This window comes from Thioclava sp. DLFJ4-1 (assembly GCF_002020145.1).
Classification (GTDB): Bacteria; Pseudomonadota; Alphaproteobacteria; order Rhodobacterales; family Rhodobacteraceae; genus Thioclava; species Thioclava sediminum.
On sequence record NZ_MPZT01000003.1, the window covers coordinates 68,144 to 94,436 of the forward strand.

A 26,293-nucleotide genomic window follows, 5' to 3' on the forward strand; every position below is an offset into this window, starting at 1 on the left:
GTATCCTTTGGATCGGGTCCTGTTGGTTCGCAAGCAACCTGACCGCTCGGGCGCGCGGGATCAAGAGGGCGTTAGCGCGCAGGGCGCGGCTTCATCGCGAGGCGCGCGACGACATATGCGTGCAGTGACGCCGCATTGACGCTCGGGCGGCTTCGGCCTAACCCCTTGGGCGAAATCTCAAGCGGCAAGGAGAAGGCGGATGCGGCAGTCGAAACGCGGGCAGGTGGAACCGTTCATCGCGATGGATGTGCTGCGCATGGCGGCAGAGGCGGAGGCTGCGGGCCGCGACATCGTGCATATGGAAGTGGGCCAGCCGGGCACCTCCGCGCCGAAGGCCGCCAAGCGCCGTCTGGCCGAAGCGCTGGAGAGCCAGCCGATGGGCTACACGGTGGCGCTGGGGCTGCCCTATCTGCGCGAGGGGATCGCGAAGCTCTACAAGCGCTGGTACGACATCGATCTGGATCCCGCGCGCGTGGTCATCACGTCGGGCTCGTCGGGGGCGTTCCAGCTGGCCTTCACGGCGCTGTTCGATGTGGGCGACAAGGTGGGTCTGGGCGAGCCGGGCTATCCGAGCTATCGCCAGATCCTCAAGGCGCTCTCGATTGAGCCGGTGGGCATTCCGACCGAAGCGCAGAACCGCTACCAGCCGACGCCCGAGGAAATCCCGGACGATCTGGCCGGGCTGATCGTGGCTTCGCCGGGCAACCCGTCGGGCACGATGCTGGGCAAGCCGGAGCTGCAGGCGCTGATCGAGCATTGTCAGGCCCGCGATATCGCCTTCATCTCGGACGAGATCTATCACGGGCTGCAATATGAGGGCCGTGCGGTCTCGGCGCTGGAGATCAGCGACGACGTCTTCGTGATCAACTCCTTCTCGAAATTCTTCTCGATGACGGGCTGGCGCGTGGGCTGGATGGTGGTGCCCGAAAACCATCTGCGCACCGTGGAGCGTCTCGCGCAGCACATGTTCATCTGCGCCCCCCATGCGAGCCAGGTGGCGGCCTTGGGCGCGCTGGAGAGCCTCGAAGAGATGGCCGAGAATGTCGCGCGCTACGGGCAGAGCCGGCAGATGTTGCTCGAAGAGCTGCCGAAGATGGGCTTCACCCGGATCGCGCCGCCCGATGGGGCGTTCTACCTCTATGCCGACGTGTCGGAGCTGACTGAGGATAGCGCCGCTTTCGCCGCGGAAATCCTCGAGAGCGTCGGGGTGGCGGTCACGCCGGGGATGGATTTCGACCCCCATCGCGGCGCGCAGACCATCCGGTTTTCCTATGCGCAAAGCCCCGAGCGGGTCGCCGAGGGGATCAAGCGGCTGCGGAGCTTCATGGAAAACCGCTGACGCCTTGCGATGAGGGGTGAGCCGGATCAAGCGTCCTTCCAGTGGAAGGACGTCCGGCGAACGCCTGTAGCGTAAGCGGAGGGCCGGGCAGGCGCGGCCCGAGCTGGGCGCCCCGCGCCAACGTGCCCATTCGCCCTTTGCTCCGCGCGAACCCGGCCGCTATAGTGCCCGCAAAACGAAAGCGCATAAAAACGGGGCGCGTATGATCGGGCGGTTCATTCTTCTTCTCGCGATGTCTCTCGCGCTGGCTCTGCCTGCGCGGGCGCAGGACCTGTCGGCCTTGGCGCAATACGCGCCCGAGCGCAGCCAGATCGCGCAAAGCGGCGATAAGGTCGCGATCACGCTCGGGATCAGTCAGCCCGTGCCGTATCGCGCCTTTCTGCTGGCCGATCCCTACCGGCTCGTCATCGACTTCCGCGAGGTGAATTTCGGCGCCAACCCGCCAGAAAGCCTGCTCAAGGGCAGCGATGCGATCAAAGGGCTGCGCTGGGGCAAGTTCCGGCCCGGTTGGTCGCGGATGGTGGCCGAGCTTGCCCATCCGATGCGCCTCGTCACCTCGGAGGAACGCACCAAGGGCGACCCCGAGATCGCGCTGACGCTGGCGCAGGTGCCCGCGGCGAAGTTCACCCCGCGCAAGGGGGCCGCCGATTCCGCCCTGTGGGATCTGCCGCAACCCGCACCGACCGTCGCGCCGCATCGCCGTCAGGACGGGACGCGACCGCTGAAGGTCGTGCTCGATCCCGGCCATGGCGGCATCGATCCGGGGGCGGAGGATGGCGGCGCGCATGAGGCCGATATCGTGCTGGGTTTCGCCCGCCAACTGCGTGACGCGATGCGCCGGGCAGGGATGCAGGTGGTGATGACCCGAGATCAGGACGTGTTCGTGCCGCTCGAAACCCGCGTGACGGTGGCGCGGGCGTCGGGCGCGGATCTCTTCATCTCGCTCCATGCCGATTCCATCGCTGAGGGGAAGGCGACCGGCTCCACCATCTATCGGCTCGCGGATCACGCCGAAACCGAGGCGACCCGCAAGCTCGTGCAGCGCCACGACCGCGACGATATCCTCGCGGGCGTCGATCTGAACGGGCAGGGCGATGCGATCACCCATATTCTCGTCGATCTGGCGCGGCGCGACACGCAGCCGCGCTCGGTCCGGCTGTCGCAGGTGCTGGCGGGCGCGATCAAGGGCGCGGGACTGCATATGCACAAACGCCCGGTGCAGGGCGCGAATTTCTCGGTGCTGAAATCGCCCGATATCCCTTCGGTCCTCGTGGAGCTGGGCTTCCTGTCGTCGCCCGCCGATCGCGCGCGGCTCAAGGATCCCGATTGGCGCGCACGAATGGCCGAGGCGATCACGAAAGGCGTCGAGACATGGGCGCAGGGCGATGCAGCGGAAGCGAAGCTTTTGCGCCAGTAATCGCGGGTTGTTCCCGGTCTGACGCGCGGTCATCCGCCCATTGAGCGGGATTGTGAACATCCGGAGTCTTCTCGGAAGCGTGAGCGCACATTACTTTGACCGTCACGAAGGCGCGATGTATAGGCTGGCGCGATGGGGTGATCTGCCCCGAGGCAAGGGGTGTATCTGTGATCCGTTTCATTCTCGGCTCGATCGGCGGCGTGTTTTCCTGGGTTGTGACCGGGCTGTTCTTTGCCGCGCTCACCATCGGGGCGATCTTCTGGATCTATTCGCGCGATCTGCCGAGCTATGACCAGCTTGCGCAATACCGCCCGAAGACCATTTCGCGCATCTATAACGGCGACGGTCGTCTGATCGACGAATTCGCCGAGCAGCGCCGCCTCTTCGTGCCGATCCGCGACATTCCCGATCGGGTGAAGGGCGCGTTCGTCTCGGCCGAAGACAAGAATTTCTACATCCACCCCGGTTTCGACCCGCGCGGGATCGCCGCGGCGATGTTTACGGCCGTGAAGTCGGGCGGGCGCGACGTGCGCGGCGCCTCGACGATCACCCAGCAGGTGACGAAGAACCTGCTTCTCTCTGCAGACCGCTCGGTGGAGCGCAAGATCAAGGAACTGATCCTGTCCTCGCGCATCGAGCATGTGCTGAGCAAGGACCGCATTCTCGAGCTCTACCTCAACGAAATCTATCTCGGGCAGAACTCCTACGGGGTCGCCGCTGCCGCGCAGACTTATTTCAACAAGCCGCTCGCCGATCTGACGGTGGGCGAGGCCGCTTATCTCGCGGCACTGCCGAAGAAGCCTGCCGATCTGCATCCCGTGCGCGACTACAAGACCGCCGTAGAGCGCCGCAACTACGTGCTCCGCCGGATGTACGAGGACGGCCGGATCGACAAGGCGACGATGGAGGCGGAGCAGAACAAGCCGCTGAAATCCGTGCAGAACGGCGATTACGCCCCGTTCCGTGCGCAGCTTCCGCCGCGCGACTATTTCACCGACGAAATTCGCCGTCAGCTGTCGAAGAGCTTCGGCGAAGAGGAATTCTTTGGCGGCGGCCTCACGATCCGCGCGACCGTGAACCCCGATCTGCAATCCCATGCGACGAAGGCGCTGCAACATGCGCTGGAGAAATACGACCGCGAGCAGGGCGTCTGGCGCGGCACCGGGGCGAAGATCGCCGAGGACAAGCTGGGCAAGGAAGCCGATTGGCGCGCCGCGCTCTCCGATGTCTCGACCGCGAAAGCCCCGCGCGACATCGACGGCTGGCACCCGGCCGTGGTGCTGGGCTTCGAGGGCGGCTCGGCTCGCATCGGCATCGAAGGCATCGAGGAAGACAAAGACGGCCACTGGATCCCGCCCGAGGATGTGACCTGGGCGCGCAAGCTGAAGGATGACGGCAAGCTCGGTCCGCGCGCGAAACAGGCGCAGGACCTGCTGGAGACCGGCGACGTCGTCGAGGTCCGCGCGATGACGAAGGATAGCGATGGCTCCTTCATCCGCTGGACGCTGCGCCAGGTGCCGAAGGTCGAAGGCGCCTTCATGGCGATGGACGTCAATACCGGCCGCGTGCTGGCGATGCAGGGCGGCTTCTCGTATCAGTCCTCGGTCTATAACCGCGCCACGCAGGCGATGCGCCAGCCGGGCTCGAACTTCAAACCCTTCGTCTATGCGGCGGCGCTGGATTCCGGCTTCTCGCCCGAGACGATCGTGGTCGACGCGCCGATCGAGATCAACACGCCCCAAGGCATGTGGCGGCCGAAGAACGCGTCGAACAAATATTACGGCCCGACGCCGATGCGCACCGGCCTCGAGCATTCGCGGAACCTGATGACGATCCGGATTGCGCAGGAAATCGGCATGGAGACGGTCGCGGCCTATGCCGAGAAATTCGGCGTCTACGACCATATGCGCCAGTTCCTCGCCAATGCGCTCGGCGCGCAGGAAACGACGATGTTCCGCCTGATCTCGGCCTATGCGATGTTCGCCAATGGCGGCGAGCGCGTGGAGCCGACGCTGGTCGACCGGGTGCAGGACCGCTATGGCCGCACGATCTACCGCCACGACCAGCGCAGCTGCGCCAATTGCGAAGATCCGAACCTGCCCGAGGGGCAGGGGCCGAAGATCGTCAGCCACCGCGACCAGATCATCGACCCGATCACCGCCTATCAGATGATCTCGCTGATGGAGGGCGTGGTGAAGCGCGGCTCCGGCTACGGCGTCGATCTGCCGGTTCCGATCGCGGGCAAGACCGGTACGACGAACGACGCGAAGGACGTGTGGTTCACCGGCTTCAGCTCGAACATCGTGGCCTCGTGCTACATGGGCTACGACAACCCGCGCTCGCTGGGCCGTCACGCCTATGGCGGCACGCTTTGTGTGCCCGTGTTCAACGAGTTCATGCGCGAGGCGATCAAGGAATTCGGCGGCTCGAAGTTCAAGGTTCCGCCGGGCGGCACCTGGGCGAAGTTCAACCGCTATACCGGCGAGCGTCTCTCGGACTCCGCCACCGGCGAATTCGTGCAGGCCGAGTATCTGCGCCCCGGTCAGGACATGTCGGGTCTCGGCTCGCTGGTCGTCGATGGTGGCTTCGCGATGGGCTCGAACCTGCCGCTGTTTGCGCAGGGCGAACGCGACGATGCGGGTTCTACGACGGTCACCACCTCGACCGGCCAGCAGAAGGTCATCCCGAAGAAGAAGGCCGATTTCGGCTCGCTATCGGCAGGCGGCCTCTACTGAGCGCGCCGCGCACTACAATCGACAGACACTAAAAAAAGGGGGGCGTTGGCCCCCCTTTTTCCGTTTCTGCTCGATTATGTCTGCCAGATCTCTGGCGGTTCGGGCTTGCCCAAATATCCCGTAAGGGGCGGGGGCAGAGCCCCCAATCCCGGCTCAGAAGCCTTCGTTGCCGTCGCCCTGCCAGGGCTTGGCCAGATCCGAGAAGCGCGTGAACTGGCTCTCGAAGGCCAATTCCACCGTGCCGATCGGCCCGTGACGCTGCTTGCCGAGGATCACCTCGGCCTTGCCATGCACGCGCTCGGCCTTCTGCATCCATTCGGCGAATTTCGGGTCGTCCTCCGGCGGCTTGAGACGCTCGTGATAATATTCGTCGCGATAGACGAACATAACCACGTCGGCATCCTGTTCGATCGAGCCCGATTCCCGAAGGTCGGAGAGCTGCGGGCGCTTGTCCTCGCGGCTTTCCACCGTCCGCGACAGCTGCGACAGCGCGACCACGGGGATGTTCAACTCCTTCGCGATGGCCTTCAGACCCATCGAGATCTCGCCGATCTCCTGCACGCGGTTGTCGCCCCGGCCCGAGCCGCGCAGCAGCTGCAGGTAGTCGACGATCACCACGTCGAGCCCATGCGTCCGCTTCAGACGACGGCACCGCGCGGCGACCTGACCGATCGGCAGGGCGGGGGTGTCGTCGATATAGAGCGGGCATTTCTCCAGCGCCTTCGCGGCCTCGACGAAGCGGCGGAATTCGCTCTCCGTCATGTCGCCGCGGCGGATGCGCTCCGAGGGCACTTCCGAGGCTTCGGACAAGATACGCGCAGCCAGCTGTTCGGCGCTCATCTCGAGCGAGAAGAACCCGACCACGCCGCCTTCGATCGCGCCCTCGACCCCGTCATGGCGCATGCCCTTCTTGTAGGCCTTGCCGATGTTGAAGGCGATGTTGGTCGCAAGCGAGGTTTTCCCCATCGAGGGACGCCCTGCGAGGATCAGCAAATCCGACGGGTGGAAGCCGCCGAGCTTCTTGTCGAGATCGACAAGCCCGGTCGAGACGCCCGCAAGCCCGCCATCGCGCTGATAGGCGGCGTTGGCCGATTGCACGGCCTCGGTCACCGCCGACAGGAACGAGGTCCAGCCCTTCTGCGCCTGACCCTCTTCCGCGAGGGTGTAGAGCCGCTGCTCGGCGGATGCGATCTGCTCCTTCGGGTCGTCGTCGATCTGCGGCTTGCCCGCGCGCGACGAGATATCCTGACCCAGTTCGATCAGCCCGCGGCGCACCGCCATTTCGTAGATCATCAGCGCATAGTCGCGCGCCGCATAGGCCGAGATCGCCGCCCCCGCCAGACGCGCCAGATAGGCCGGGCCGCCCAGTTCCTGAAGGCCCGCGTCGTCTTCGAGATAGGCTTTCAGCGTCACCGGCGAGGCGAGCGCGTTCTTCTGGATCTTCGCCGCCGCGACTTCGTAGATGCGCTGGTGCACAGGCTCGTAGAAATGCTCCGGTTTGATGACGGAGGCGATCCGGTCGAAGATGTCGTTATTGGTGAGGATCGCGCCCAGAAGCTGCTGTTCCGCTTCGATATTATGGGGCAGTGCGGTGCCCTCTGCGGGCAAATTTCCGGGCTGTCCCTCATCGGGTCGTTGTGCCTGATCGTTCATGTACCTGCCTCGGTGTCCCCGTCCCTCTGCGCGGTCTTCTAGCCGCAGTCGGGGGAAAAGGGAATCTGGATAAGATTGGGGAAAACCCCGCTGTTTCAGCGGAGTTTTCGGAATTTATGGTGTTTGCCCGTAGGGAGCCTACCACATCTCGCGATTATTTTCGAAGCGCGAGATTCGGAGCTAAAACGCTCCCCAGAGCATCCACAGGATCATCCACAGGAATCTCCGGGCTGTTTCAGCCCTTGCGCGCGTCCTGCCACGGGCGCGGATCGCTCAGGAAGGCCTCGACCTCGTCGAGCGTTTCCTTCGAGAAGCTGCCCTGTGCGCGCGCCTCGGCCAGCACGTCCCACCAGGTGCACAGGTGATGCAGCTCGACGCCATGCTCGCGCAGGTTCGGCACGGTCTCGGGGAAGATCCCGTAGTAGAAGATCACCGCTGTATGGCCGCAGCTCGCGCCGGTGTCGCGGATCGCGTCGACGAAGCTCAGCTTCGAGCCGCCATCGGTGGTCAGATCCTCGACCAGCAGCACGCGCTGGCCTTCGGTCATCGCGCCCTCGATGCGCGCGTTGCGCCCGTAACCTTTGGGCTTCTTGCGCACATAGGTCATTGGCAGGGCCAGACGCTCGGCCACCATCGCGGCGAAGGGGATGCCCGCCGTCTCGCCGCCCGCGATATTGTCGAACGCCTCGAAGCCCGCTTCACGCATCACCGTCACGGCGAGGAAATCCATCAAGGTCGAGCGGATACGCGGGAAAGAGATCAGCTTGCGGCAATCGATATAGGTCGGCGAGGGCAGGCCGGAGGCGAGCGTGAAGGGCTCGTCGGCGTTGAAATGCACTGCTTCGATTTCCAGAAGCATCCGCGCGGTCAGGCGGGCGATTTCTTCTTTGCTGGGGAAGGAGCTGGGGATCATCATCTCGTCCTTATCAAGGCTGGTTTCGGCTTGGTCTAAAAATCCCCCGCGGAGCGTCCTTCGGCTGACCCGGGAGCCTCCGGCGGGGATATTTTCGCCAAGGCGAAACTCAGCGTTTTACATGCCAATGGACCGGGAAACCCGGATCGAAGAGAGTGACGGGGCCCGCGCCGGTCTCGAGTTTGGCGGGCCAAGTGTTGGGCTGGTCGGTCTTCTCGAGCGTCAGCGTGCCCTCGTTGACCGGAAGCCGGTAGAAGGCGGGGCCGTTGCGCGAAGCAAATCCTTCGAGCTTGTCGAGCGCGCCCGCCGCTTCGAACACATGTGCGAGAAGCGGCATCGTGTGCGTCGCGGTGAAACAGCCCGCGCAGCCGCAGGCGGTTTCCTTGGCGGCGTCCACATGCGGCGCGCTATCGGTGCCGAGGAAGAAATGCGGATTGCCCGAGGTCGCGGCCTCAACCAGCGCCAGCCGATGCGTTTCGCGCTTGGCGACCGGCAGGCAGTAGTAATGCGGCTTGATCCCGCCCACGAGGATATGGTTGCGGTTGATGATCAGGTGATGGGTGGTGATCGTCCCGCCCATGTCGTCGCCCTGCGCGGCCACGTAATCCACGCCGTCTTTCGTGGTGATATGCTCCATCACCACGCTCAGCCCGGGGGTCTTGCGCCGGATCGGGTCCAGCACGGTCTCGATGAAGACGGCCTCGCGGTCGAAGATATCGACCTCGGGGCGGGTCACCTCGCCATGGACGCAAAGCGGCAGGCCGATCTCGGCCATCTTCTCCAGCACGCCGCGAACCTTGTCGAAATCGCGCACGCCCGAGTCCGAGTTCGTCGTGGCGCCCGCCGGATAGAGCTTCACCGCCTTGACCAGACCGGAGGCTGCGGCTTGCGCCACATCCTGCGGATCGGTCTTCTCGGTCAAGTAGAGCGTCATCAGCGGCTCGAAATCGCTCCCCTCGGGCAGCGCCTTCAGGATGCGCTCGCGATAGGCGGCAGCATCGTCTCCGCGCACCACGGGTGGCACGAGGTTCGGCATGATGATCGCGCGGGCGAAATCACGGGCGGTTTCGGGGGCGACACCTTCCAGCATCGCGCCATCGCGCAGATGCAGGTGCCAGTCGTCGGGGCGGGGCAGGGTGATCGTGCTCATGAAAAAGTCCTTAGCCCGAGGCTGCGTGCAAATCCAGAGGGAGCGCGCATGCCGCGCTGCAGCAATTGCATGGCGGGGATGCGGAGATGGCGGTACCACTGGCAGCAAAGCTGACCTAAATTCAGTGCCAAGGGAGAAAACGACCTGAACGCTGAACCTCAGGAGGTTTCCAATGGCATTCGTTACCACCGCCCATGGCGAACAATCGATCTTTGCCCGTATGGGCCACGCAATCACGCAAGGCCTCGTCGCCTATATGGAGCGCCAGTCGCGCCAAGAGCAGATCCGCGCGCTCGACGCGAAAAGCGACGCCGAGCTGGCCGAGATGGGTCTGACCCGTGACGGCATCGTGCGCCACGTGTTCCGCGACCGCTTCTACATCTGATCGCGGTCCGGGGCGCCCAAACGCCTCGCATTGAAAAAGGGCGTGCCCCAGCCGGGGCGCGCCCTTTTTACGTTTCAGTCTCTCGATCGGGGCTCAGGCCGCGCCAGCCCGTTCTTGTGGCTCCGGCAACTCGACCCCCTGCTCGGCGAGCTTCTGGGCGAGCGCCTCATAGCGGTTGCGGAATTTCGGACGGTTCTGGCTGGTCCCGACCGCGCGGCACAGGATCGCTTCCAGCACCGGGCGGCGCGCTCGGCGCAGGTGGTCGACCAGCCGGATCACGTAGCGTTTCGAGAGTCGCCGGGCGCGGAAGAAGGTCCAGAACAGGGACGGGGTCAGCTTGCCCGCGCCCGCAGCGATCAGAACCTCGTCGAGAATATCCATATCGAGTAGCCCCGCCGCCGGATCCGGGCCGATATGCCGGCACGGCATCAGCGTCACGCAAGGCCGCGCGAACAGCGCCGCGTGCATCGCGTCGAGCCGCTCGAACGGGTCATAGAAGACGAAGGCCCGCTCTACGCCATCGAGCATCTCAGGCGCGAAGCCGTAGCGATCGGTAAAGGACATGCGGCGGGTCTGCGGGAACCGGTCATCCCAGCCCGCGAGTGTCGGGTCGAGCGTTGCCTGCGGAGCGAGCGCGATCACCGTGGCGCCGGGCGCCGCGACCGAGAACGCCGCCGCCGCATAGCCGCAGGGACCGGCGCCGTAGAACACCACGCGGTCGAAATCCTCGAAGAAGGCTTCGTCGACGAGGCGGTCGAAATAGGCATAGATGGCGGGGTCGCGGAACCAGCTCTCGTCCGAAGCGATCACGCTGAGCGCGGACCAGCCCTCATCTCGGGCGATCTTGTAGCCGAAAGGCAGCGCCTCTTCGCGATCGGCCTCGATCTGTGCTCGGGTCTCGAAGCTGACGATCAGGACGGGCGAGTCGTCGTGAAACAGCACTTCGTGATCGGTGCCGAGCGGCTCGTGATAGCCGGTCTCGTCCGCGATCGCTTCCAGCCGTGCACGCCAGTCCGTGTCTGCCTTGTTCACCGTTGCCTCTTTTCAGCTTTCGTGCGCGCTTCGCTTGCTGCGGGCGCGGGCGGGACACCGCCAATTCTGCTCATCCAACGTATCACCGCAGGAAAGGGGCACAAATAGGAGCCAAGCGAGGAATCTGCCGCCACATTTCTTAATGGGCAACAATCGGCCTAGTTGGCTGCGTTTGTTCACGGGTTCTCGGTAATCGCCGCTTTTGCGAGGCGAACCATGAGTTTAGCGGCTTGCGGCGAGAGCGGGCGGCTTGGCGGGCAGAGAAGAAGCCTGCCAAAAAGCGCGCGATACGGCTCCTCGCGCAGAAGCGCGCGGGCTTTCGCTTTGCGCCACATAACCGCCTTATTGTGCAGGTCGGGCAGGTCAGAATCGGCGGTCAGCTCGGCGAGGCGCGCCTGCGTGCCCGCATCGTGGCGACGGATCGAATCGTCCTCCACGTCCGAGAAATTGCGCTCCACCCAGTAGGACATGTCGAAGGCGCCTGCCTGTCGGTTCGACCGGCCACGGTCGCATTTCACGAGGTAGCCCTCCATCGACCCAAGCGGATAATGGTTGAGCTGCACAAGATCGTAAGGCGCGCTGCCGGGCGGGGTGAACAGCTTCTGCCGCTGATAGTGAGGCGGTAGTTTGCGCCCCGATCCGTCGACCCAGAGCGTGCCTGCCAGCTTGTTGTCTTGCGGCGCGCGGGGGCGATGGACGCCGAGCTTGGCATAGGCGCCAGTATTGGCAAACAGCGTCTTGAACATCGACGCGCGCCACGGCCAGAGCATGTCCGGCGGCGCGCAGCGGGGGAACTGTTGCGTGACGGGGCGATCCTCGAAACCGACTACGCCGCAATTGCCGAAGAGCCGCCAAGTCATCGCGAAAGCGGTGGCCTGCGGGACCGCCTCGATCAGCGCGTCCAGCGTGCCGTCGCCGGTCTTTATGGTGACGAATTCGTCAACGTCGATCACCGCGATCCAGTCGGCTTGAGCCACCAGCGGATGCGCGTCGGCCTGTTTCAACGCCGCCCATTGCGGGCCTTCCTTCCACGGGCCGGGATTGGGCACATGGGTCAGCCAGCCGATCTCCTGCAGCCGATCCAGAATCGCATCGGTGCCGTCTTCGCAGTCATTGGAAAAGACGAGGAAATCCGTGAAGCCAATGGCGCGATGATGCGCCAGCCATTCCAGCAGAAACGGGCCTTCATTCTTGACGGATGTGATCGCGAGCGCACGCATTTCGCCACTGTAGTGAGGCCGCGCGCGCCCGCAAGTGTCTGGGATCACACGGCGACGTGGCGCGGCAGGGCGGCCACGCTTGCCGCGATCTCCTCGGTGCCGTCGGTCAGCTCGAGGATTTCATGGCTGATCTCGGGCACGTCGATCAGCGCGGCCAGAACCGCTGCGACATGGCCGCGGGCGACCGAGCCGTAATCGAGCGCATGGGCCAGCGCCACGCGCCCGTCGCCCTCCTCATGGAGAAGCGTGCCGGGGCGCAGGATGACATAGTCGAGCCCGCTCGCGACCACGGCAGCATCGGCCGTCTTCTTCGCCAGCATGTAATGCTCGAAGCCCGGCTTGATCTCCTTGCCGCGCCCGGCATCGGGGAAGGCGGAGACGAGGTAGAGCCGGGGCACCCCGGTGCGGTTCATCGCGGCAATCGCGTCGAGTGGCGCCTCGCCGTCGATCCGGGTGGTGCGTTCCAGCCCGGAGCCCGCAGCCCCCGCCGAGAAGACGACCGCGTCGTGGCCCTCGAACATCGGTTCGAAATCGCCCGCCGTCAGCTCCATCAGGTCGCCCTGCACGGGCGTCGCGCCCATCGCACGCAGGCTGTCGGCCTGCTCGGGTTTGCGGTGCAGCGCGGTGACCTCGTGTCCTGCCTCAATTAGAAGCGGGACCAGCCGATGCCCGACGCCGCCTGTCGCGCCGATGATGAAAATGCGTGCCATGTTTTCGTATCCTTTCCTTTGCTCGGAGAGCTAGGTCAGGACGCGCATGGGTAAAGGCGCCGCGCTTAGTGCGTCGCCTCGTCGGGGGCTTCGACGGTGAAGAAGAAGTCGTGGGGCAAATCGCGGGCGTGCAGGTCGTCGGGGATCACATGCGGGCCGGTGTTGAACACGGCCGAGCCGAAGACATGCAGCATCCGCGAGAGCGCCTCGAACCGCTCCGAGGTCAGGGTCTCGTAGAACTCCCGCTGATCGGCGCGCGCCATCAGCTCTTCGATCTTCGCACGGTGGCAGGCGACGGAATGGGCATGCGCGGCGGCGATCTCGGGATCGGCCATCATCTGGTCGAACTCAGCGCGAGCGGCGGGCAGCATCCGCTGGATCGAGCGATCCTCGACCGCGTTATGGTTCATCCGGAACCAGTAGTTCAGCCCCTGATCGCGATCGACATGGTTCACCCGGCCCCGGTCGCGCTTCACGAGGAAGCTCTCGGCCGAGCGCACCGCGTAATGGTTCAGCTGCACCCAGTCGTAGCCATAGGTGTCGAGCGTCGAGCGCCAGCCATTGCGGAACATCTCGCGCGGCATCGGCTGGCCCGAGCCGTTGAGCCAGTTCACCTGATCCCAGAGGTCCGGGTTCAGCCCCTTGGGGCGGTGGACACCCAGTTTCTTGTAGAGCGCGATATTGCGAAACAGCGTCTTGAAGCCCCAGGCCTGATGCGGCTTGCGCACGATCTCGGGGGCGCAGCGGGTGAATTGCCCGGTGATGAAGCTGTCCTCGTACTCATGGACATCCGCATTGCCGAACAGACGCCATGTCAGCGCGATCATGTTCGCCTCGCCCATCGCCTGATACAGCGATTTCAGCGTGCCGTCGCCGATCTTCACATTGATGAACTCGTCCACATCCATGCAGATCGACCAGCCCGCCTTGGTTATCACCGGCTCATTTTCCGCCGCCGCCAGCGCCGCGTGCTGCGGCTTCATGTCGACCATCGTGCGGAACGGGTTCTCGCGGTGCTGGACGTAGCCCTTGGCCTGCAGCAGATCGAGCATCGTATCGGTGCCGTCGGTGCAGTCGTTGGTATAGACGAGGAAATCATCCACCCCGATCGCGCGGTGATAGGCGATCCATTCGAGGATGAAGGGGCCTTCGTTCTTCATCGTGGTAACGATGGCGGTACGGCCTGCCTCGACGGCCTGCGCGGGCGCGTCCTTCACCTTGGAGACCGGCGGGCGCACCGGCTTGAACCCCCAGATGTCGCGCGACAGGTGCAGCAGGCGTTCATCCTCCACCAGCGAGGTCTTGGGCGCGAGTTCCGCAGGCGAGGTGCCCGGCACCCGCAGCGCCATCGCGCGCCAGAAGCCGTAGGTCAGCCCCGGATCGGGGCGGCAATAGCTGACGCGCAAGAGCCGCCATGTATTCTCCAGCCCGGCCTTTTGCGGCGCGCAACCCCAGCGCGCGATACCGCGCCGCGCGTCGAACTGGCGGCAGATATGGTCGGGGAAGCGCGCGGGCTGATCGTTGCGCACGCGCCAAGGGTAGATGCGGCGGCCCACCAGAAGGATTACGCCGTTTTCGGCCTCTTGCGTGGCTTCGAAAGCCGAGGGCTGGCCCGGCTCGCGCGCCGCCAGCAGATCGGTCACGTCGAGCACCAGCACCGAGGCCGCCTTTGCAAAGAAGCGCCATTTCGCGATCTCGAAGATCAGCGCCTGACCCAGCGGGCTGCGCTGCGGATCGGGGGCGGGCGGCTCCATCCGGTCCTTGCCGGGAGCGTCGGGGGCGAGGAAGACGTGGTTCTCCGGTCCCTGATCGGGTTTGCCGAGCGGCAGCGGGCTTTCAAGGATCGCGACCGGCAGGTCCAGCTCGCGCAGCGCCATGCCAGCTTCCAGCGCATCGGCGAAACTCTCGCCGGTGCCTGCGGGGCTGTCCTCGGGCGCGCGGTTCACGATCACCGCGCCTGTCGCGCCGTGATGGTCGTGATGCCAGCTCAGCCAATCGAGCACGGTCTCGACGCTTTCCTCCAGCCGCAGCCCGAACAGGCAGCTGCGGCCTTCGAACATCTCCCAATCGGGGGCGGCGGGCGTAATCTCGCGCAGGCTTGGCCCGTCCGGCCCGGACATCGCGGCCTGAATCGGGCCCGGCGCGGTCGGCTCGTAGATCGCCATCACCGCGCCCGCGACATTGCGGCCCTCGGCCAGATGCGCGGCCCCGGGCACGGCATCGAAGCTGAGATCATCGGCCTGAGACGGCGCGGCGAAGAAAGCGCGCAGATGGTGGCGGGGCCCGAGATCGGTGTCCTCGGTCCAGCCCACCGCGTCGAGCAGCGCAGGCTTGCCCGTCTGCGCCTGCATCCCGCGCCGGATCACTCGTTGCTTGCCCATGTCGATCTCGAAACTGCCTCTCGTTCCAACTAGCACGCAGGGGGTGACGCGATAAAGAGCGCGCGGCGGTCGCGCGCCTGCGGGAATCGATCTCGCCTCCGAACCGGGCGATTTCGCGCGGATCGGGTGGCGAAACCGGGGCAATCGCGACGAAGCGCGCGCAAGACCGGATGGGGCGGGAAGAAAAGGACATCGAGAGGTCGACCGGGCGACTCGCTTGCGTGATCGCGCCGTGTGCTTCCCGAGCCCGAAAAGACAGGTCCGAAGGCGGGGCGTCAGGCGTCAGGTATGGTTTTCCTCACACGCGGCTCACCAACCCTGCCAGAAACGTGACCATTGGAACAGTTTGTCGCAGTTCAAACCGGCTGAGTTTTGACCTAAGTCAAGTTCAGCACACGGATACTCCCATATCACAAGTGCATCGGGTTCTTGATCTCCCTGACGCGGCCCAAACCGCACAGAACCCGACCAGAGGAACAGACGTTCTCCCTCGTCTTTTCCCCAAAATGCGCCGCGGGTCTCCCTCCCGCGGCGCTTTAATTTTTCGTCCCCTCGAAATGCACGAGCCACCCGCGACGGGCCATGAAAAAACCCTCCCGGTGAGGGGAGGGTTCAAACCATCTCGCGATGCTCGGGCGGTTATTTCGCTGGCGCGATCATCATCACCATCTGGCGGCCTTCGAGCTTGGGCATGTTCTCGACCTTGCCCAACTCGCCCACATCGGTGCGGACGCGGTTGAGAAGCTCGAGACCCAGATCCTGGTGCGCCATTTCGCGACCGCGGAAGCGCAGGGTGACCTTCACCTTGTCGCCGTTCTCGAGGAACTTCACCACGTTGCGCATCTTGACGTCATAGTCGTGCACATCGGTGCCCGGGCGGAATTTGACTTCCTTGATTTCGATCGTCTTCTGCTTCTTGCGGGCTTCGGCTTCACGCTTCTGCTGTTCGTATTTGAATTTGCCGAAATCCATGATCTTGCAGACGGGCGGATTGGCGTTGGGCGAGATCTCGACGAGATCGAGCCCGGCCTCTTCGGCCATGGTCATCGCTTCGCGCGGGGTAACCACGCCGACATTCTCACCCTCGGCACCGATCAGGCGGATCTCGGTCGCACGAATGCGGCCGTTCACTCGGGGGCCGGTGTCACGGGTCGGCGGGGCGTTATGGGGTCTGCGGGCTATGGTGGGAATCCTTCTGTAGCCATTGAGTAATTTCGGGCGGAAAAGATAGTCCCGAGTGCCGCCGTATTCAACCGCAAAGGCACGGGAACCGGGCAGGGAGGAAACGCGTTGTGTCCTGCCGGGCAGGGCAAAGGCGTTTGCGGTGCGATTGCGGTCCGTGCGCGTGGCTGTGCTCAGTGGTCGAGGCGGGGTGAATAGCGCCCGCAGAGAGAGACAATCAAGGGAAAAAGCGTGATGAACAAGATTGTGGCAGCGGCGATCGTGGTGTTGGCGGTGGCCGCCGGATTGATCATCCTCAATACCGATATCACAGACTCGCCCGACGCGACCGATACGACGACAAACGCAACGGCTGGCACTGAGTCTGGCGACAAGAGCATGGCCGACAAGGCCAGCGATGCGGTGAAGTCTGCGGGCGAGTCGGTGAAGGCCGCCGCTGACAAGGCGAGCCAAGCGGCGTCCGACGCGGCCGATAGCGTGAAGGAAAAGGCCTCGGGCGCGATGGATACAGGCTCGAACGCGGCGGCGGACGCCGCCGATGCCGCGAAAGAGGCTGCGCAGAGCGGAGCCGATCAGGCACAAAGCGCCGCCACCGACGCCGCTCAAAGCGCCGCCGACACCGTCTCGAAAGCGACCGAGACCGCGCAGCAGGCGGCGAGCGACGCGAGTGACGCGGCCAAGGACGCCGCCTCCGCTGCAAGCAAGGCCGCGACAGCCACGATGGATTCCTCAAGCGATACGGCCAGCGCGGCTGCCACCGATGCCGCGAAGGCTGCAACGACGGCGGCGGAAGCGGCCGCGAAAGCTGCGAATGCGGCTGCCTCGGCGGCCAGCGGGGCGCAAGAGGAGGCGACCGATAGCGCTGTCGAAGGCGCGAGCACGGCGGCAAAAGCGGCAGCCGATGCCGCCAGCCAAGCCGCCAATGCCGCAGCCGACGCCGCAGCCGCTGCGACGAACGCCGCACAGTCGGCGGCCCCCGCAGGTACTGCGAGCGGTGGCGACACGCAAAAGCCGGTGCCGGCGCAGGGCGTGATGAGCGCGGCGAAGGCGCTGACCGTGGAAGGGTTCGACGCGGACCGGGTGATGGATATCGTCGACACGTCCGAGCTGCCCGAAGCGACGAAGGAGCAATTGCGCACAGCGGTGCAAAGCGCGCGCGACAATCCGCAACTCGTCGAAGGTGTGGTCGATCAGATCCGTGCGGCGCTGGGCTTCTGATCCGAGCCGCTGCATCCGTGGAAACGCCAAGGGCCGCGCGACATTCCCTCGCGCGGCCCTTTTCCTCGCGATCCGCCCAGTCGAGTGGGAACGTCTGCGCAAAGCCTTGCGTTCGCTCTTCAACGAAAGGAGCCCGCCATGAGCACCCGTCTCGAATTGCAAAGCATTTCCCCCGTCACCCATGACACGCATCACCTCGTCTTCCCGCGTCCCGAAGGGTTCGACTTCGCGCCCGGTCAGGCGGTCGATTTGAACCTGACCCGCGAAGGCTGGACCGACGAGCAGCGTCCCTTCACCTTCACCAACCCGGTAGATGGCGACACGCTGGAATTCGTCATCAAATCCTATCCCGACCATGACGGCGTGACCGAGCAGATCGCGACGCTCACGCCCGGCGAGGCGGTGGAGGTTTCCGACCCGTGGGGCGCGATCAAGGACGAAGGCCCCGGCACCTTCATCGCGGGCGGGGCAGGGGTGACGCCTTTCATCTCGATCCTGCGTGCACGTCTGGCCCGCGAAGGGACGCTGGGGGGCTGCCGCCTGATCTTCTCGAACAAGACGGAAGCCGACATCATCCTGCGCGACGAGTTCGAGGCGATGAAGGGGCTGGAGACCGTCTGGACCGTCACCGACCAGAGCGACCCCGGCAAGGGCGTCGTTTCGATGCATGTCGATCGCGGCTTCCTCGCGCCCTTCGTCGAGAAGGAGAGCGGCAAGTTCTACATCTGCGGTCCCGACAAGATGGTCGATGAGATCGAGGCCACGTTGAAGGAGCTTGGCGTCGAGGAAGACCGCATCATCCGCGAGGATTTCGACTGACGTTGTCCGATCACGTCTAAGTGCCCTGAGACCGCGCGCCCTGCGCCTTCCCGCCCCCTTGCCCCCGGTGAGGGGGCGGCCTAGTTTGCCCTCGCGCAAATTTCTGCCAAGAACAGGCGACAGACAAGCCGGGGGTCCGCACGCATGAGCGAGAAACGCAGCATCTTCGAGGAAGTTGGATCGGAGGGCACCACCACGCGGGCCGAACCCAAGGGCGGCATGATCGACGCAAAGCCCCGCGGTGCGCGCCGGGCGATCCGGATGTGGCTGTTTGTGTTGTTCACGCTGGTCGTGGCGATGATCGCCGTGGGCGGGGCTACGCGCCTCACCGATAGCGGGCTGTCGATCACCCGCTGGGACCCGATCTCGGGGGCGATCCCGCCGATGAGCGATGCGGACTGGCAGGCGGAATTCACCCATTACAAAGAGAGCCCGCAGTTCAAATACATGAACTCCAACATGACCGTGTCCGAATTCAAGGGCATCTTCTGGTGGGAATGGGGCCACCGGCAGCTGGGCCGCCTGATCGGCATGGTCTGGTTCATCGGCTTCATCGGCTTCTGGCTGACCAAGAAGATCCCGACGGGCTGGACCGGGCGACTGTTCAGCCTCGGGGTCCTGGGCGGTCTGCAGGGCGCGATCGGCTGGTGGATGGTGTCTTCGGGCCTCGTGGGGCGGATGACCTCGGTCGCCTCCTATCGGCTCGCCACCCATCTGGGCCTCGCCTTCATCATCCTCGGCCTGATCTCGTGGTTCGCGCTGCAGCTCTCGCGCCCGGAATCGGCGCTGCTGCAGGCCCGCCGTCTGGCCGAGCCGCGCCTGAGCCGGATCGGCTCGGTGCTGATCGGGCTCGTGTTCGTGCAGATCATCCTCGGCGCGCTGACCGCGGGGATCGACGCAGGCCTCGCCTTCCCGACATGGCCCTCGATGAACGGGCAGTTCCTGCCGTCGGAGAGCTTCGACTACACGCCGATCTGGCGCAACTTCTTCGAGAACCCGGCGCTCGTGCAGTTCCTGCACCGCATGGTCGGCTATCTCGTCTTCGCCTCCGGCCTTTACGCCGCATGGCGCGCGCGCAGCTCGGCCCATCCGCGCACCAAGGAAGCCTTCGCGCTGATGGCGGCGATGATCTTCTTCCAGATGGTGCTGGGCATCACCACCGCGCTTGAGCTGGTGAATTACTGGTGGCTGGGGCTCATCCACCAATTCGGTGCTATCATCACCTGGGTCCTCGTGATCCGTGCGCGTCACATGGCGCGCTTCCCCCTTGTTCGTTCCATCCGGGAGGGCCGCGTATGAGCGCCTATCAGGACCTGCTCGCGCATCAGCGCGAAACCGAAGCGCTGGGCAATATCGGCGGGCTGCTAAGCTGGGACCAAGAGGTAATGATGCCGCGCGGCGCCGCCGATCAGCGCGCCGAAGAATCCGCCGCGCTGGAATCGGTGCTGCATGCGCGCCGCACCGATCCGCGCATCGAGGACTGGCTGGCCCGCGCCGAGGCCGATGACGCGGTCAGCGCGCGCGTCCTCGATCTGGTGGGACGCAGCTACAACCGCGCGACCCGCATCCCGGCGCGCCTTGCGACCGAGATGGCGCGTCTGACCTCGCTGTCTCAGGGCATCTGGGCGGAAGCCCGCGCCAATGAGGATGCCTCCGCCTTCCTGCCGACGCTGGAAGAGGTTGTGCGTCTCAAGCGTGAAGAGGCCGAATGCCTGTCCGAGGGCAATCTCTACGATGCGCTGCTCGACGACTATGAGCCGGGCGCGACGTCGAAGGAAATCGCCACGGTCTTCGACCGGATGCGCGGCCCGCTGGTGGAACTGCGCGACCGGGTGCTGGGCTCGGAGGTCTCGCCGCAGCCCTTCGACAAGGTCTTCCCCGAGAACGCCCAGCTGCGGCTGGCGCGCAAATGCGCCTCCGCCTTCGGCTATGACTGGACGCGGGGGCGGCTGGATATGTCGGTACACCCGTTCTCCTCTGGCGGCGGCGACGATGCGCGCATCACGACGCGCATCTCCGAGAGCGACCCGTTCGGCAATATCTACTCGACGATCCATGAGGTCGGTCACGCCACCTACGAGCAGGCGATCAACCCGGCCTATCGCTTCACGCCGCTGGGCCATGGCGTCTCGATGGGCGTGCATGAGAGCCAGAGCCGGATCTACGAGAACCAGCTCGGCCGCTCGGCCCCGTTCACCGGATGGCTGCATCAGCGTATGACCGATGCGTTCGGCGATCTCGGCATGGATGCGGAGGCCTTCCACGCGCTGGTCAACCGCGTCGATATGGGCTTCATCCGCACGGAATCGGACGAGCTGAATTACAATCTCCACATCATGCTGCGCTTCGATCTGGAGCGCGATCTGATCTCGGGCAAGCTGGAAGTCGCGGATCTCGAAGAGGCGTGGAATGCCCGTTTCGAGCAGGATTTCGGCGTGAAGGTCACTAAGCCGAGCCAGGGCTTCCTGCAGGATGTGCATTGGTCGGTGGGGCTGTTCGGCTATTTCCCGACCTATGCGCTGGGCAATGTCTATGCGGGCTGTCTCGACGAGGCGATGCGCGCGGTCACGCCCGGCATCGACGCCGCATTGGCCGAGGGTGATGCGACGCCCGCCAAGCAATGGCTCGATGAGAACCTGCGCGTCCACGGCGGGTTGCGCACCCCGCGCGAGACGATCCAGCATGCCTGCGGCTTCGAGCCGACCGAGACGCCGCTGCTGGCTTATCTGACGCGGAAATTCGAGGGCATCTACAAGCTGTGATGCGCCGCGCTTTCTGAGGGGGCAGGCGCCTCCGGCGGGGGATATTTGGATCGAGAAGAAGGGGCGCGCGGCCCCTTCGATGCTCTCAGTCCTGCTCGGCGGTCTCGAGTTTCTCCAGCGCCGCCATCCAAAGCGCCTCAGCCTTCTCCATCGCCTTGGTCGCCTCGGTGTGCTTGGCTTGCCAGATCGCGAGATCCCTAGCTTTGTCAGGCTCGTAGAGCGTGGGGTCGGCGAGTTTCGCATCGAGCTTCTCGAGCATGTCGCTCAGCTTCTCGACCCGGGCCTCGCAGTCGCGCACCTCGCGCTTCATCGTAGTCATCGCACAGCGCGACGGTTTCGCGGCTTTCGGCGCGGCCGATTTCGCGGGCTTGTCTTCGGGCGGCGGCGCCAGCAATTCGGCTCGGTAACTTTCCAGATCGCCCTGATAGGGCGCGACCGCGCCGCCTTTGACCAGCCAGAGCCGGTCGGCCACCAGTCCCAGCAGGTGCATGTCGTGGCTGACAAGGATCACCGCGCCGGAATATTCGGTGAGCGCCGTCACCAGCGCCTCGCGGCTCTCGATATCGAGGTGGTTGGTCGGCTCGTCGAGGATCAAGAGATGCGGCGCGTCGAGCGTCGCCAGCAGCAGCGACAGCCGCGCCTTCTGCCCGCCCGAGAGCTTGCCCACCGCCGTCTCCGCCTGATCCGCACCGAGGCCGAAGCCCGCGAGACGGGCGCGCAGCTTGGCGGGATGCTCGTCGGGGCGCTCGCGTTTGAGGTGGGTCAGCGGCGTCTCTTTCAGGTCCAGCTCGTCGACCTGATGCTGCGCGAAATAGCCGATCCGCAGCTTGGACGAGCGCGTAATCTTGCCGTCCATCACCTGAAGTTTGTCCGCCAAGAGCTTGGAAAGCGTGGATTTCCCCTCGCCGTTCCGGCCCAGCAGCGCGATCCGGTCGTCCTGATCGATACGCAGGTTGAGCTGCTTGAGGATCGCGGGCCCGCCATAGCCGACGGCGGCACCTTCCATCGCGATGATCGGCGGCGAGAGCTGTTCCGGCGCGGGGAAGGTGAAGACCTGTTTCGCCGCTTCTTCCGGGGCGGTGATCGGCTCCATCTTCTCGAGCATCTTGACGCGCGCCTGCGCCTGCTTGGCCTTGGTGGCCTGCGCGCGGAAGCGATCCACGAAGCCTTGCAGGTGGGCGCGGCGGGCCTCCTGCTTCTTGGCTTGGGCGGCCTGCGCCTCGCGGCGCAGCCGGCGGGTGCGCGCAAACGTGTCGTAGCCGCCTTGATAAAGCGTGAGTTGCCGATCCTCGAGATGCAGGATCGAGCCCACCGCGCGGTTCAGAAGATCGCGGTCGTGGGAGATCACGATCACCGTATGCGGGTAGCGCATCAGATAGCTTTCCAGCCAGAGCGCGCCTTCGAGGTCGAGATAGTTCGTCGGTTCGTCCAAGAGCAGCAGATCGGGCTGCGCGAAGAGCACGCCCGCCAGTGCCACGCGCATCCGCCAGCCGCCGGAGAAATCGGAGCAGGGGCGCTTCTGCGCTTCCATGTCGAAACCGAGGCCCTTCAGGATGGCGCTCGCCCGCGCCTCGCCGGACCACGCGTCGATATCGACCAGCCGCGTCTGCACCTCGGCGATGCGATGCGCGTCGGTCGCGGTCTCGGCTTCGGCCAGAAGGCTCGCGCGCTCCTCGTCGGCGGCCAGCACCGTATCGAGCAGCGAAGTCGAAGAGGACGGCACTTCCTGCGCCACGCCGCCGACCCGGGCGCGCGAGGGCAGGCCGATCTCGCCGCCATCCAGCGTCAGCTCGCCCCGGATCAGCCGGAACAGTGTCGTCTTTCCCGCGCCGTTGGGGCCGACGAGGCCGACCTTGTGGCCTTCGGGAATGGTGGCGGAAGCGTTCGCAAAGAGCGGACGGCCTTCGATCGAAAAGGAGATATCGGAGATGCGCAACATGGGGCCTGACTTGGCGCAGGGGCGGGCAACAGTCAATCGCTGCTGCGCGCCGCGGCCCTTTCGGCTTGGCAAAAATATCCCCGCCGGAGGCATCGGCGGGCGCAAACCCGCGCAACGACCTGCCGATCGGCCTTGACCAAACGGTCACAAACCCAATCTAGAGTCGCCGCAGTCCCGCCCATGAGGGCTTTTCAAGGCTTCCCCTGCATGGTAGCAGGCGCGGCAGATATTTCGGACCGGATACCGGCCACGAACCACAAGGAAAGGGTCACACATGGCCATCGAACGCACGCTGAGCATCATCAAACCCGACGCGACCAAGCGCAACCTCACCGGCAAGATCAACGCCAAGTTCGAGGAAGCAGGTCTGCGCATCGTCGCGCAGAAGCGCATCCAGCTGACCATGGATCAGGCCGGCAAGTTCTACGAAGTCCACAAAGAGCGCCCCTTCTACGGCGAACTGTGCGAGTTCATGGCGTCCGAGCCGGTCGTCGTTCAGGTGCTCGAGGGTGAAGGCGCGATCGCCAAGAACCGCGAAGTGATGGGCGCGACCAACCCGGCGGAAGCCGACGAGGGCACCATCCGCAAGGAATACGCGCTCTCCGTGGGTGAGAACTCGGTGCACGGCTCCGACGCTCCGGAAACCGCTGCGGAAGAAATCTCGTTCTTCTTCTCGGGTCTCGAGATCGTCGGCTGATCTAGCGTTTCGCGATCAGACCAATTTCCGAGAGGGCCGCGTCCAGCCGGGCGCGGCCCTTCTCTTTTGCGGATTGGGTGCTGCTGTCGCTCGCCGCGATCCGCGCCTTAAGTGCATCGAATTTCTTGCGGAATTCGGCCTTCTCGGCGCCGCGGCAGTCGTTCCACGGGCGGCCCTGCAGTGCCATGTGCAGCGCGTAATAGCCGATGAAATGGGCGGGGTTCCCGACTTCGATCCAGGCGGCATAGGCGGCGTCCGCGCCGATCTCGCGCAGCTCCTCGGCCGAGGTGATACCGGCGCGAATGAAGCCTTCGGCGGTGGCGGGGCCAATCCCCTTTATGGATGTGAGAGAGGTGCTCATCGTGCCGGACGGTCCTTCGGGGCGCGCTGTATCAGTATCGCGCGGGCTGGCGTCGGGACAGTTTGAGAGCGGACTTCGCGCCACGCAAGAGCAGCGCGAAGGAGAGATCGAATGGCGGGCGGCGCGAAAACCGGCGGTGAATGAAGATGCCGGTTGCGGAGCCTGCCTGCGCCGCTATCATCGCGGCGCGAGAAAGGGCGTCAGATGGACGCCCAGTCGTCGAATACGGTGCCGTTCTGTTGGGTCGTATTGCCCGTTTGGCCTTGTTGCTGGCCAGGACGGTTCGTGCCGCCTTGCTGTTGCTGGCCTGATTGAGTGCCCGATTGCTGTTGCATGACCTAAGCCTTGTGATGAGTCGCGTTTAGCGGGGTCTTCCCGTTGGTGCGACAAGTAGACACAGGCTCTCGCCGGGAAAAGGGGTGGTCAAGCGAAACTGAATTTTGATCTCTTTGCCGTGAGCGGGTGTCATGAAACTGTGACGTTGGCGCCACGAAAGCGCTGCTGCGCACGGCAATGCGTCAGAAATATGGACCTACCGGAGCGTCATGTCGCGGCGGCTATTCCGCGGCGCGTGCGGTTGCGCAGATCGACAGCGGCTGCAGGCCGGGCAGGCTGAGCATCGCCTCCAGCGCGGTGTTATTGTCGACCAGATCGGCGAGCGTCTTGCGGTCCAGCGTCCCGTAGAAGGCCTCGAGCGCATCGGTCAGAGCATCGCGGAACAGACAGGCGTCGCGCAGCGGGCAGGTGTTGGTCTCGGTATCGAAACATTCGGCGAAGGGCAGGGCGGCCTCGAAGGCGCGCAGCACTTTGCCCACGCCGATCTCTTCGGGCGGGCGAGCAAGCTGCATCCCACCGGCGCGGCCGCGCAGGGTGGTGATGAAGTTCTCGCGCGCGAGCGTGTTGATGACCTGCGCGAGATGGTTCTCGGACGCGTTACAGGCTTCTGCGATCTCGTGTTTGCGCACGGTGCGATGCGGATTGACCGCGCAGAACATCAGCACGCGCATCGCGAGATTGGTTCGTGTGGTCAGACGCATCGCAACTCCTCCAGCTCACGAAGCGGTGATATAGGTAAGTTTACCTCGCAGGTTTGACCTATGTCACGTTCCTTGAAAATTTTCGTCACACAGAGAGGCGGGATCCAGCGGTGATCCGCCGGGGTCAATGTCCGCTGGACGGAGCCACGCGCGGCACCCGGCGCGGCGAATGCGTCCATTTGTCAGACTCCTCAAACACGGGTGCGTGAGTAAATGAGAGGTGTTGCCCGTCGTGTCGTTCGGTCCGGCGCTGCGCGGGCGGTCTGATCCGTCGCGGAGCGGCCATTTCGGGCGCGGGCGGCGATTCCCACGGGGAGGGCAAGATGAGCAGTCTGGCTGAAACGAGTGCCGCGCATAGTCGGCTCGAACATTTTCCGATCACCTTCTATGCGACGACGATGGGGCTCGGGGGCTTCACGCTGGCGCTGCGCGCGGCGGCCAAGCCGCTCGGGCTCGGGCCGTTGCCCTATCAGGTGATGTTCGCGGTGACCGCGACCGTGTTCGTGCTGATCTCGGTGTTCTATCTCACCAAGGCGCTGAAGCACCCGCAAGCTGTGAGCGCGGAATGGCATCACCCGATCCGGCTCGCCTTCTTCCCGACGGTCGCGATCTCGCTGTTGCTGCTGGCGACGGGGGCGTTGACGGTCTCGACCCCGCTTGCGCTCCTGCTGTGGCTTGCAGGCACGACCCTGCAGGGGATCATGACGCTCGCGGTCGTGACCAACTGGATCGGGACGCGCAGTTTCAAGCACGGGCAGCTGAACCCGGCATGGTTCATCCCGGCGGTGGGCAATGTGATCGTGCCAGTGGCGGGCGCGCAGCTCGGTTTCATCGAGATCAGCTGGCTGTTCTTCTCGGCCGGGATGCTGTTTTGGCTCGTGCTGCTGACGCTGGTGTTCAACCGGCTGATCTTCCACGACCCCTTGCCGAGCAAGCTGCAGCCGACGCTGGTGATCCTGATCGCGCCGCCCGCGGTGGCCTTCATCGCGTGGCTGCGCCTGACCGGCGAGCAGATCGTGCCCGGGGCCGGGATCGGGCAGGGCGTCGATCCTTTCGCGCATATCCTTCTGTCGCTGGCCTACGTCTTCGCCGCGCTCGTCGCAGTGCAGCTGCCGCGCATTCTGCGGCTGCCCTTCGCGATGAGCTTCTGGGCGCTGAGCTTCCCCATCGCGGCGCTGACGATCGCGACGTTCCTGCATGCCGAATACGCCCATTCCGAGCCGCATCTGCGCATGGCGGTGGCCTTCCTCGCGATCCTTGCCGTGGTGATCGTGGGGCTCGTCTGGCGCACGGGGCTTGCGATCCTGCGCGGAGAGATTTGCCAGCCGGAGTGAGGGGGCCGG

General features: G+C 64.9%; 22 protein-coding genes. 11 read left to right on the forward strand and 11 right to left on the reverse strand.

Annotated elements, in window-relative coordinates; genetic code table 11:
• Positions 1–199 precede the first annotated feature (199 nt).
• The 3 genes from BMI85_RS10205 to BMI85_RS10215 all read left to right on the forward strand — a co-directional run bounded on the left by BMI85_RS10205 (position 200) and on the right by BMI85_RS10215 (position 5,491).
• Positions 200–1,339, forward strand: a complete 1,140-nt coding sequence (locus BMI85_RS10205) for an aminotransferase class I/II-fold pyridoxal phosphate-dependent enzyme (protein WP_078601226.1) — start codon at positions 200–202, stop codon at positions 1,337–1,339.
• A gap of 202 nt (positions 1,340–1,541) precedes the next feature.
• Positions 1,542–2,756 carry an N-acetylmuramoyl-L-alanine amidase gene (locus BMI85_RS10210; protein ID WP_246832538.1) on the forward strand — a complete coding sequence of 405 codons (1,215 nt, stop codon included), beginning with the start codon at positions 1,542–1,544 and terminating at the stop codon, positions 2,754–2,756.
• A 167-nt stretch (positions 2,757–2,923) separates the two neighbouring features.
• On the forward strand, positions 2,924–5,491 hold the full coding sequence (locus BMI85_RS10215) for a PBP1A family penicillin-binding protein (protein ID WP_078601227.1): 2,568 nt from the start codon (positions 2,924–2,926) through the stop codon (positions 5,489–5,491).
• A 153-nt stretch (positions 5,492–5,644) separates the two neighbouring features.
• Here the strand turns inward: BMI85_RS10215 and BMI85_RS10220 are convergent, their stop codons facing one another.
• The 3 genes from BMI85_RS10220 to pyrC form a co-directional block, all read right to left on the reverse strand.
• Complete coding sequence (locus BMI85_RS10220) at positions 5,645–7,144, reverse strand: replicative DNA helicase (RefSeq protein ID WP_078540536.1); 1,500 nt, start codon at positions 7,142–7,144, stop codon at positions 5,645–5,647.
• Between the two features lie 235 nt (positions 7,145–7,379).
• Entirely contained in the window at positions 7,380–8,057 is a 678-nt protein-coding gene (locus BMI85_RS10225; RefSeq protein WP_078550681.1) for an orotate phosphoribosyltransferase, read from the reverse strand.
• Between the two features lie 109 nt (positions 8,058–8,166).
• Positions 8,167–9,207, reverse strand: a complete 1,041-nt coding sequence (pyrC, locus tag BMI85_RS10230; RefSeq protein WP_078601228.1) for a dihydroorotase — start codon at positions 9,205–9,207, stop codon at positions 8,167–8,169.
• 172 nt (positions 9,208–9,379) lie between these two features.
• On the opposite strand from pyrC, the gene BMI85_RS10235 reads away from it, so the two are divergent.
• A complete protein-coding gene (locus BMI85_RS10235; protein ID WP_078601229.1) occupies positions 9,380–9,592 on the forward strand; it encodes a DUF1127 domain-containing protein in 213 nt (70 codons plus the stop codon).
• Positions 9,593–9,685: 93 nt separating this feature from the next.
• Here the strand turns inward: BMI85_RS10235 and BMI85_RS10240 are convergent, their stop codons facing one another.
• The 5 genes from BMI85_RS10240 to infC all read right to left on the reverse strand — a co-directional run bounded on the left by BMI85_RS10240 (position 9,686) and on the right by infC (position 16,117).
• Entirely contained in the window at positions 9,686–10,624 is a 939-nt protein-coding gene (locus BMI85_RS10240; protein ID WP_078601230.1) for a hypothetical protein, read from the reverse strand.
• Positions 10,625–10,800: 176 nt separating this feature from the next.
• On the reverse strand, positions 10,801–11,844 hold the full coding sequence (locus tag BMI85_RS10245; protein ID WP_078601231.1) for a glycosyltransferase family 2 protein: 1,044 nt from the start codon (positions 11,842–11,844) through the stop codon (positions 10,801–10,803).
• Between the two features lie 44 nt (positions 11,845–11,888).
• A complete protein-coding gene (locus tag BMI85_RS10250; RefSeq protein WP_078601232.1) occupies positions 11,889–12,554 on the reverse strand; it encodes an SDR family oxidoreductase in 666 nt (221 codons plus the stop codon).
• Between the two features lie 65 nt (positions 12,555–12,619).
• Positions 12,620–14,935: a glycosyltransferase family 2 protein gene (locus BMI85_RS10255; protein ID WP_078601233.1), complete on the reverse strand. Its 2,316-nt coding sequence runs from the start codon at positions 14,933–14,935 to the stop codon at positions 12,620–12,622.
• A gap of 639 nt (positions 14,936–15,574) precedes the next feature.
• Positions 15,575–16,117, reverse strand: coding sequence for a translation initiation factor IF-3 (infC, locus tag BMI85_RS10260; RefSeq protein ID WP_078549943.1), 543 nt, complete (start codon positions 16,115–16,117; stop codon positions 15,575–15,577).
• 234 nt (positions 16,118–16,351) lie between these two features.
• Between infC and BMI85_RS21420 the strand changes: the two genes are divergently transcribed.
• The 4 genes from BMI85_RS21420 (at position 16,352) to BMI85_RS10285 (ending at position 20,916) form a co-directional block, all read left to right on the forward strand.
• Positions 16,352–17,335: a hypothetical protein gene (locus BMI85_RS21420; protein ID WP_168174771.1), complete on the forward strand. Its 984-nt coding sequence runs from the start codon at positions 16,352–16,354 to the stop codon at positions 17,333–17,335.
• A gap of 138 nt (positions 17,336–17,473) precedes the next feature.
• A complete protein-coding gene (locus tag BMI85_RS10275; protein ID WP_078601235.1) occupies positions 17,474–18,154 on the forward strand; it encodes an FAD-binding oxidoreductase in 681 nt (226 codons plus the stop codon).
• 144 nt (positions 18,155–18,298) lie between these two features.
• Positions 18,299–19,453, forward strand: a complete 1,155-nt coding sequence (gene ctaA / locus BMI85_RS10280) for a heme A synthase (RefSeq protein WP_078601236.1) — start codon at positions 18,299–18,301, stop codon at positions 19,451–19,453.
• The gene (locus tag BMI85_RS10285) at positions 19,450–20,916 is read left to right on the forward strand and encodes a carboxypeptidase M32 (protein ID WP_078601237.1); all 1,467 of its coding nucleotides are present in this window, start codon (positions 19,450–19,452) and stop codon (positions 20,914–20,916) included. Before ctaA ends, BMI85_RS10285 begins: the two co-directional genes overlap by 4 nt.
• Positions 20,917–21,001: 85 nt before the next feature.
• On the opposite strand, the gene BMI85_RS10290 is transcribed toward BMI85_RS10285, so the two are convergent.
• Complete coding sequence (locus tag BMI85_RS10290) at positions 21,002–22,855, reverse strand: ABC-F family ATP-binding cassette domain-containing protein (protein WP_078601238.1); 1,854 nt, start codon at positions 22,853–22,855, stop codon at positions 21,002–21,004.
• A 274-nt stretch (positions 22,856–23,129) separates the two neighbouring features.
• Here BMI85_RS10290 and ndk point away from each other — a divergent pair, with 274 nt between their 5' ends.
• Positions 23,130–23,552, forward strand: coding sequence for a nucleoside-diphosphate kinase (gene ndk, locus BMI85_RS10295; protein ID WP_078520946.1), 423 nt, complete (start codon positions 23,130–23,132; stop codon positions 23,550–23,552).
• 1 nt (position 23,553) lies between these two features.
• On the opposite strand, the gene BMI85_RS10300 is transcribed toward ndk, so the two are convergent.
• Positions 23,554–23,913, reverse strand: coding sequence for a TfoX/Sxy family DNA transformation protein (locus tag BMI85_RS10300; protein WP_078601239.1), 360 nt, complete (start codon positions 23,911–23,913; stop codon positions 23,554–23,556).
• Positions 23,914–24,053: 140 nt separating this feature from the next.
• Here BMI85_RS10300 and BMI85_RS21555 point away from each other — a divergent pair, with 140 nt between their 5' ends.
• Positions 24,054–24,224 (forward strand): hypothetical protein, encoded by a 171-nt coding sequence (locus tag BMI85_RS21555; protein WP_158522176.1) that lies wholly within the window; start codon positions 24,054–24,056, stop codon positions 24,222–24,224.
• A 246-nt stretch (positions 24,225–24,470) separates the two neighbouring features.
• Here the strand turns inward: BMI85_RS21555 and BMI85_RS10305 are convergent, their stop codons facing one another.
• Positions 24,471–24,950 (reverse strand): Rrf2 family transcriptional regulator, encoded by a 480-nt coding sequence (locus BMI85_RS10305; protein ID WP_078520944.1) that lies wholly within the window; start codon positions 24,948–24,950, stop codon positions 24,471–24,473.
• A 323-nt stretch (positions 24,951–25,273) separates the two neighbouring features.
• Here BMI85_RS10305 and BMI85_RS10310 point away from each other — a divergent pair, with 323 nt between their 5' ends.
• Positions 25,274–26,284 (forward strand): SLAC1 anion channel family protein, encoded by a 1,011-nt coding sequence (locus tag BMI85_RS10310; protein WP_078601240.1) that lies wholly within the window; start codon positions 25,274–25,276, stop codon positions 26,282–26,284.
• The last annotated feature ends 9 nt before the right edge of the window (positions 26,285–26,293 follow it).

Bases quoted from the DNA above. Each gene is read 5' to 3' on its own strand.
- BMI85_RS10205 (WP_078601226.1), top strand. From the start codon at position 200: ATGCGGCAGTCGAAACGCGGGCAGGTGGAACCGTTCATCGCGATGGAT.
- BMI85_RS10210 (WP_246832538.1), top strand. From the start codon at position 1,542: ATGATCGGGCGGTTCATTCTTCTTCTCGCGATGTCTCTCGCGCTGGCT.
- BMI85_RS10220 (WP_078540536.1), bottom strand. From the start codon at position 7,144: ATGAACGATCAGGCACAACGACCCGATGAGGGACAGCCCGGAAATTTG.
- BMI85_RS10225 (WP_078550681.1), bottom strand. From the start codon at position 8,057: ATGATCCCCAGCTCCTTCCCCAGCAAAGAAGAAATCGCCCGCCTGACC.
- pyrC (WP_078601228.1), bottom strand. From the start codon at position 9,207: ATGAGCACGATCACCCTGCCCCGCCCCGACGACTGGCACCTGCATCTG.
- BMI85_RS10235 (WP_078601229.1), top strand. From the start codon at position 9,380: ATGGCATTCGTTACCACCGCCCATGGCGAACAATCGATCTTTGCCCGT.
- BMI85_RS10245 (WP_078601231.1), bottom strand. From the start codon at position 11,844: ATGCGTGCGCTCGCGATCACATCCGTCAAGAATGAAGGCCCGTTTCTG.
- BMI85_RS10250 (WP_078601232.1), bottom strand. From the start codon at position 12,554: ATGGCACGCATTTTCATCATCGGCGCGACAGGCGGCGTCGGGCATCGG.
- BMI85_RS10255 (WP_078601233.1), bottom strand. From the start codon at position 14,935: ATGGGCAAGCAACGAGTGATCCGGCGCGGGATGCAGGCGCAGACGGGC.
- BMI85_RS21420 (WP_168174771.1), top strand. From the start codon at position 16,352: ATGAACAAGATTGTGGCAGCGGCGATCGTGGTGTTGGCGGTGGCCGCC.
- BMI85_RS10275 (WP_078601235.1), top strand. From the start codon at position 17,474: ATGAGCACCCGTCTCGAATTGCAAAGCATTTCCCCCGTCACCCATGAC.
- ctaA (WP_078601236.1), top strand. From the start codon at position 18,299: ATGAGCGAGAAACGCAGCATCTTCGAGGAAGTTGGATCGGAGGGCACC.
- BMI85_RS10285 (WP_078601237.1), top strand. From the start codon at position 19,450: ATGAGCGCCTATCAGGACCTGCTCGCGCATCAGCGCGAAACCGAAGCG.
- BMI85_RS10290 (WP_078601238.1), bottom strand. From the start codon at position 22,855: ATGTTGCGCATCTCCGATATCTCCTTTTCGATCGAAGGCCGTCCGCTC.
- ndk (WP_078520946.1), top strand. From the start codon at position 23,130: ATGGCCATCGAACGCACGCTGAGCATCATCAAACCCGACGCGACCAAG.
- BMI85_RS10300 (WP_078601239.1), bottom strand. From the start codon at position 23,913: ATGAGCACCTCTCTCACATCCATAAAGGGGATTGGCCCCGCCACCGCC.
- BMI85_RS21555 (WP_158522176.1), top strand. From the start codon at position 24,054: ATGAAGATGCCGGTTGCGGAGCCTGCCTGCGCCGCTATCATCGCGGCG.
- BMI85_RS10305 (WP_078520944.1), bottom strand. From the start codon at position 24,950: ATGCGTCTGACCACACGAACCAATCTCGCGATGCGCGTGCTGATGTTC.
- BMI85_RS10310 (WP_078601240.1), top strand. From the start codon at position 25,274: ATGAGCAGTCTGGCTGAAACGAGTGCCGCGCATAGTCGGCTCGAACAT.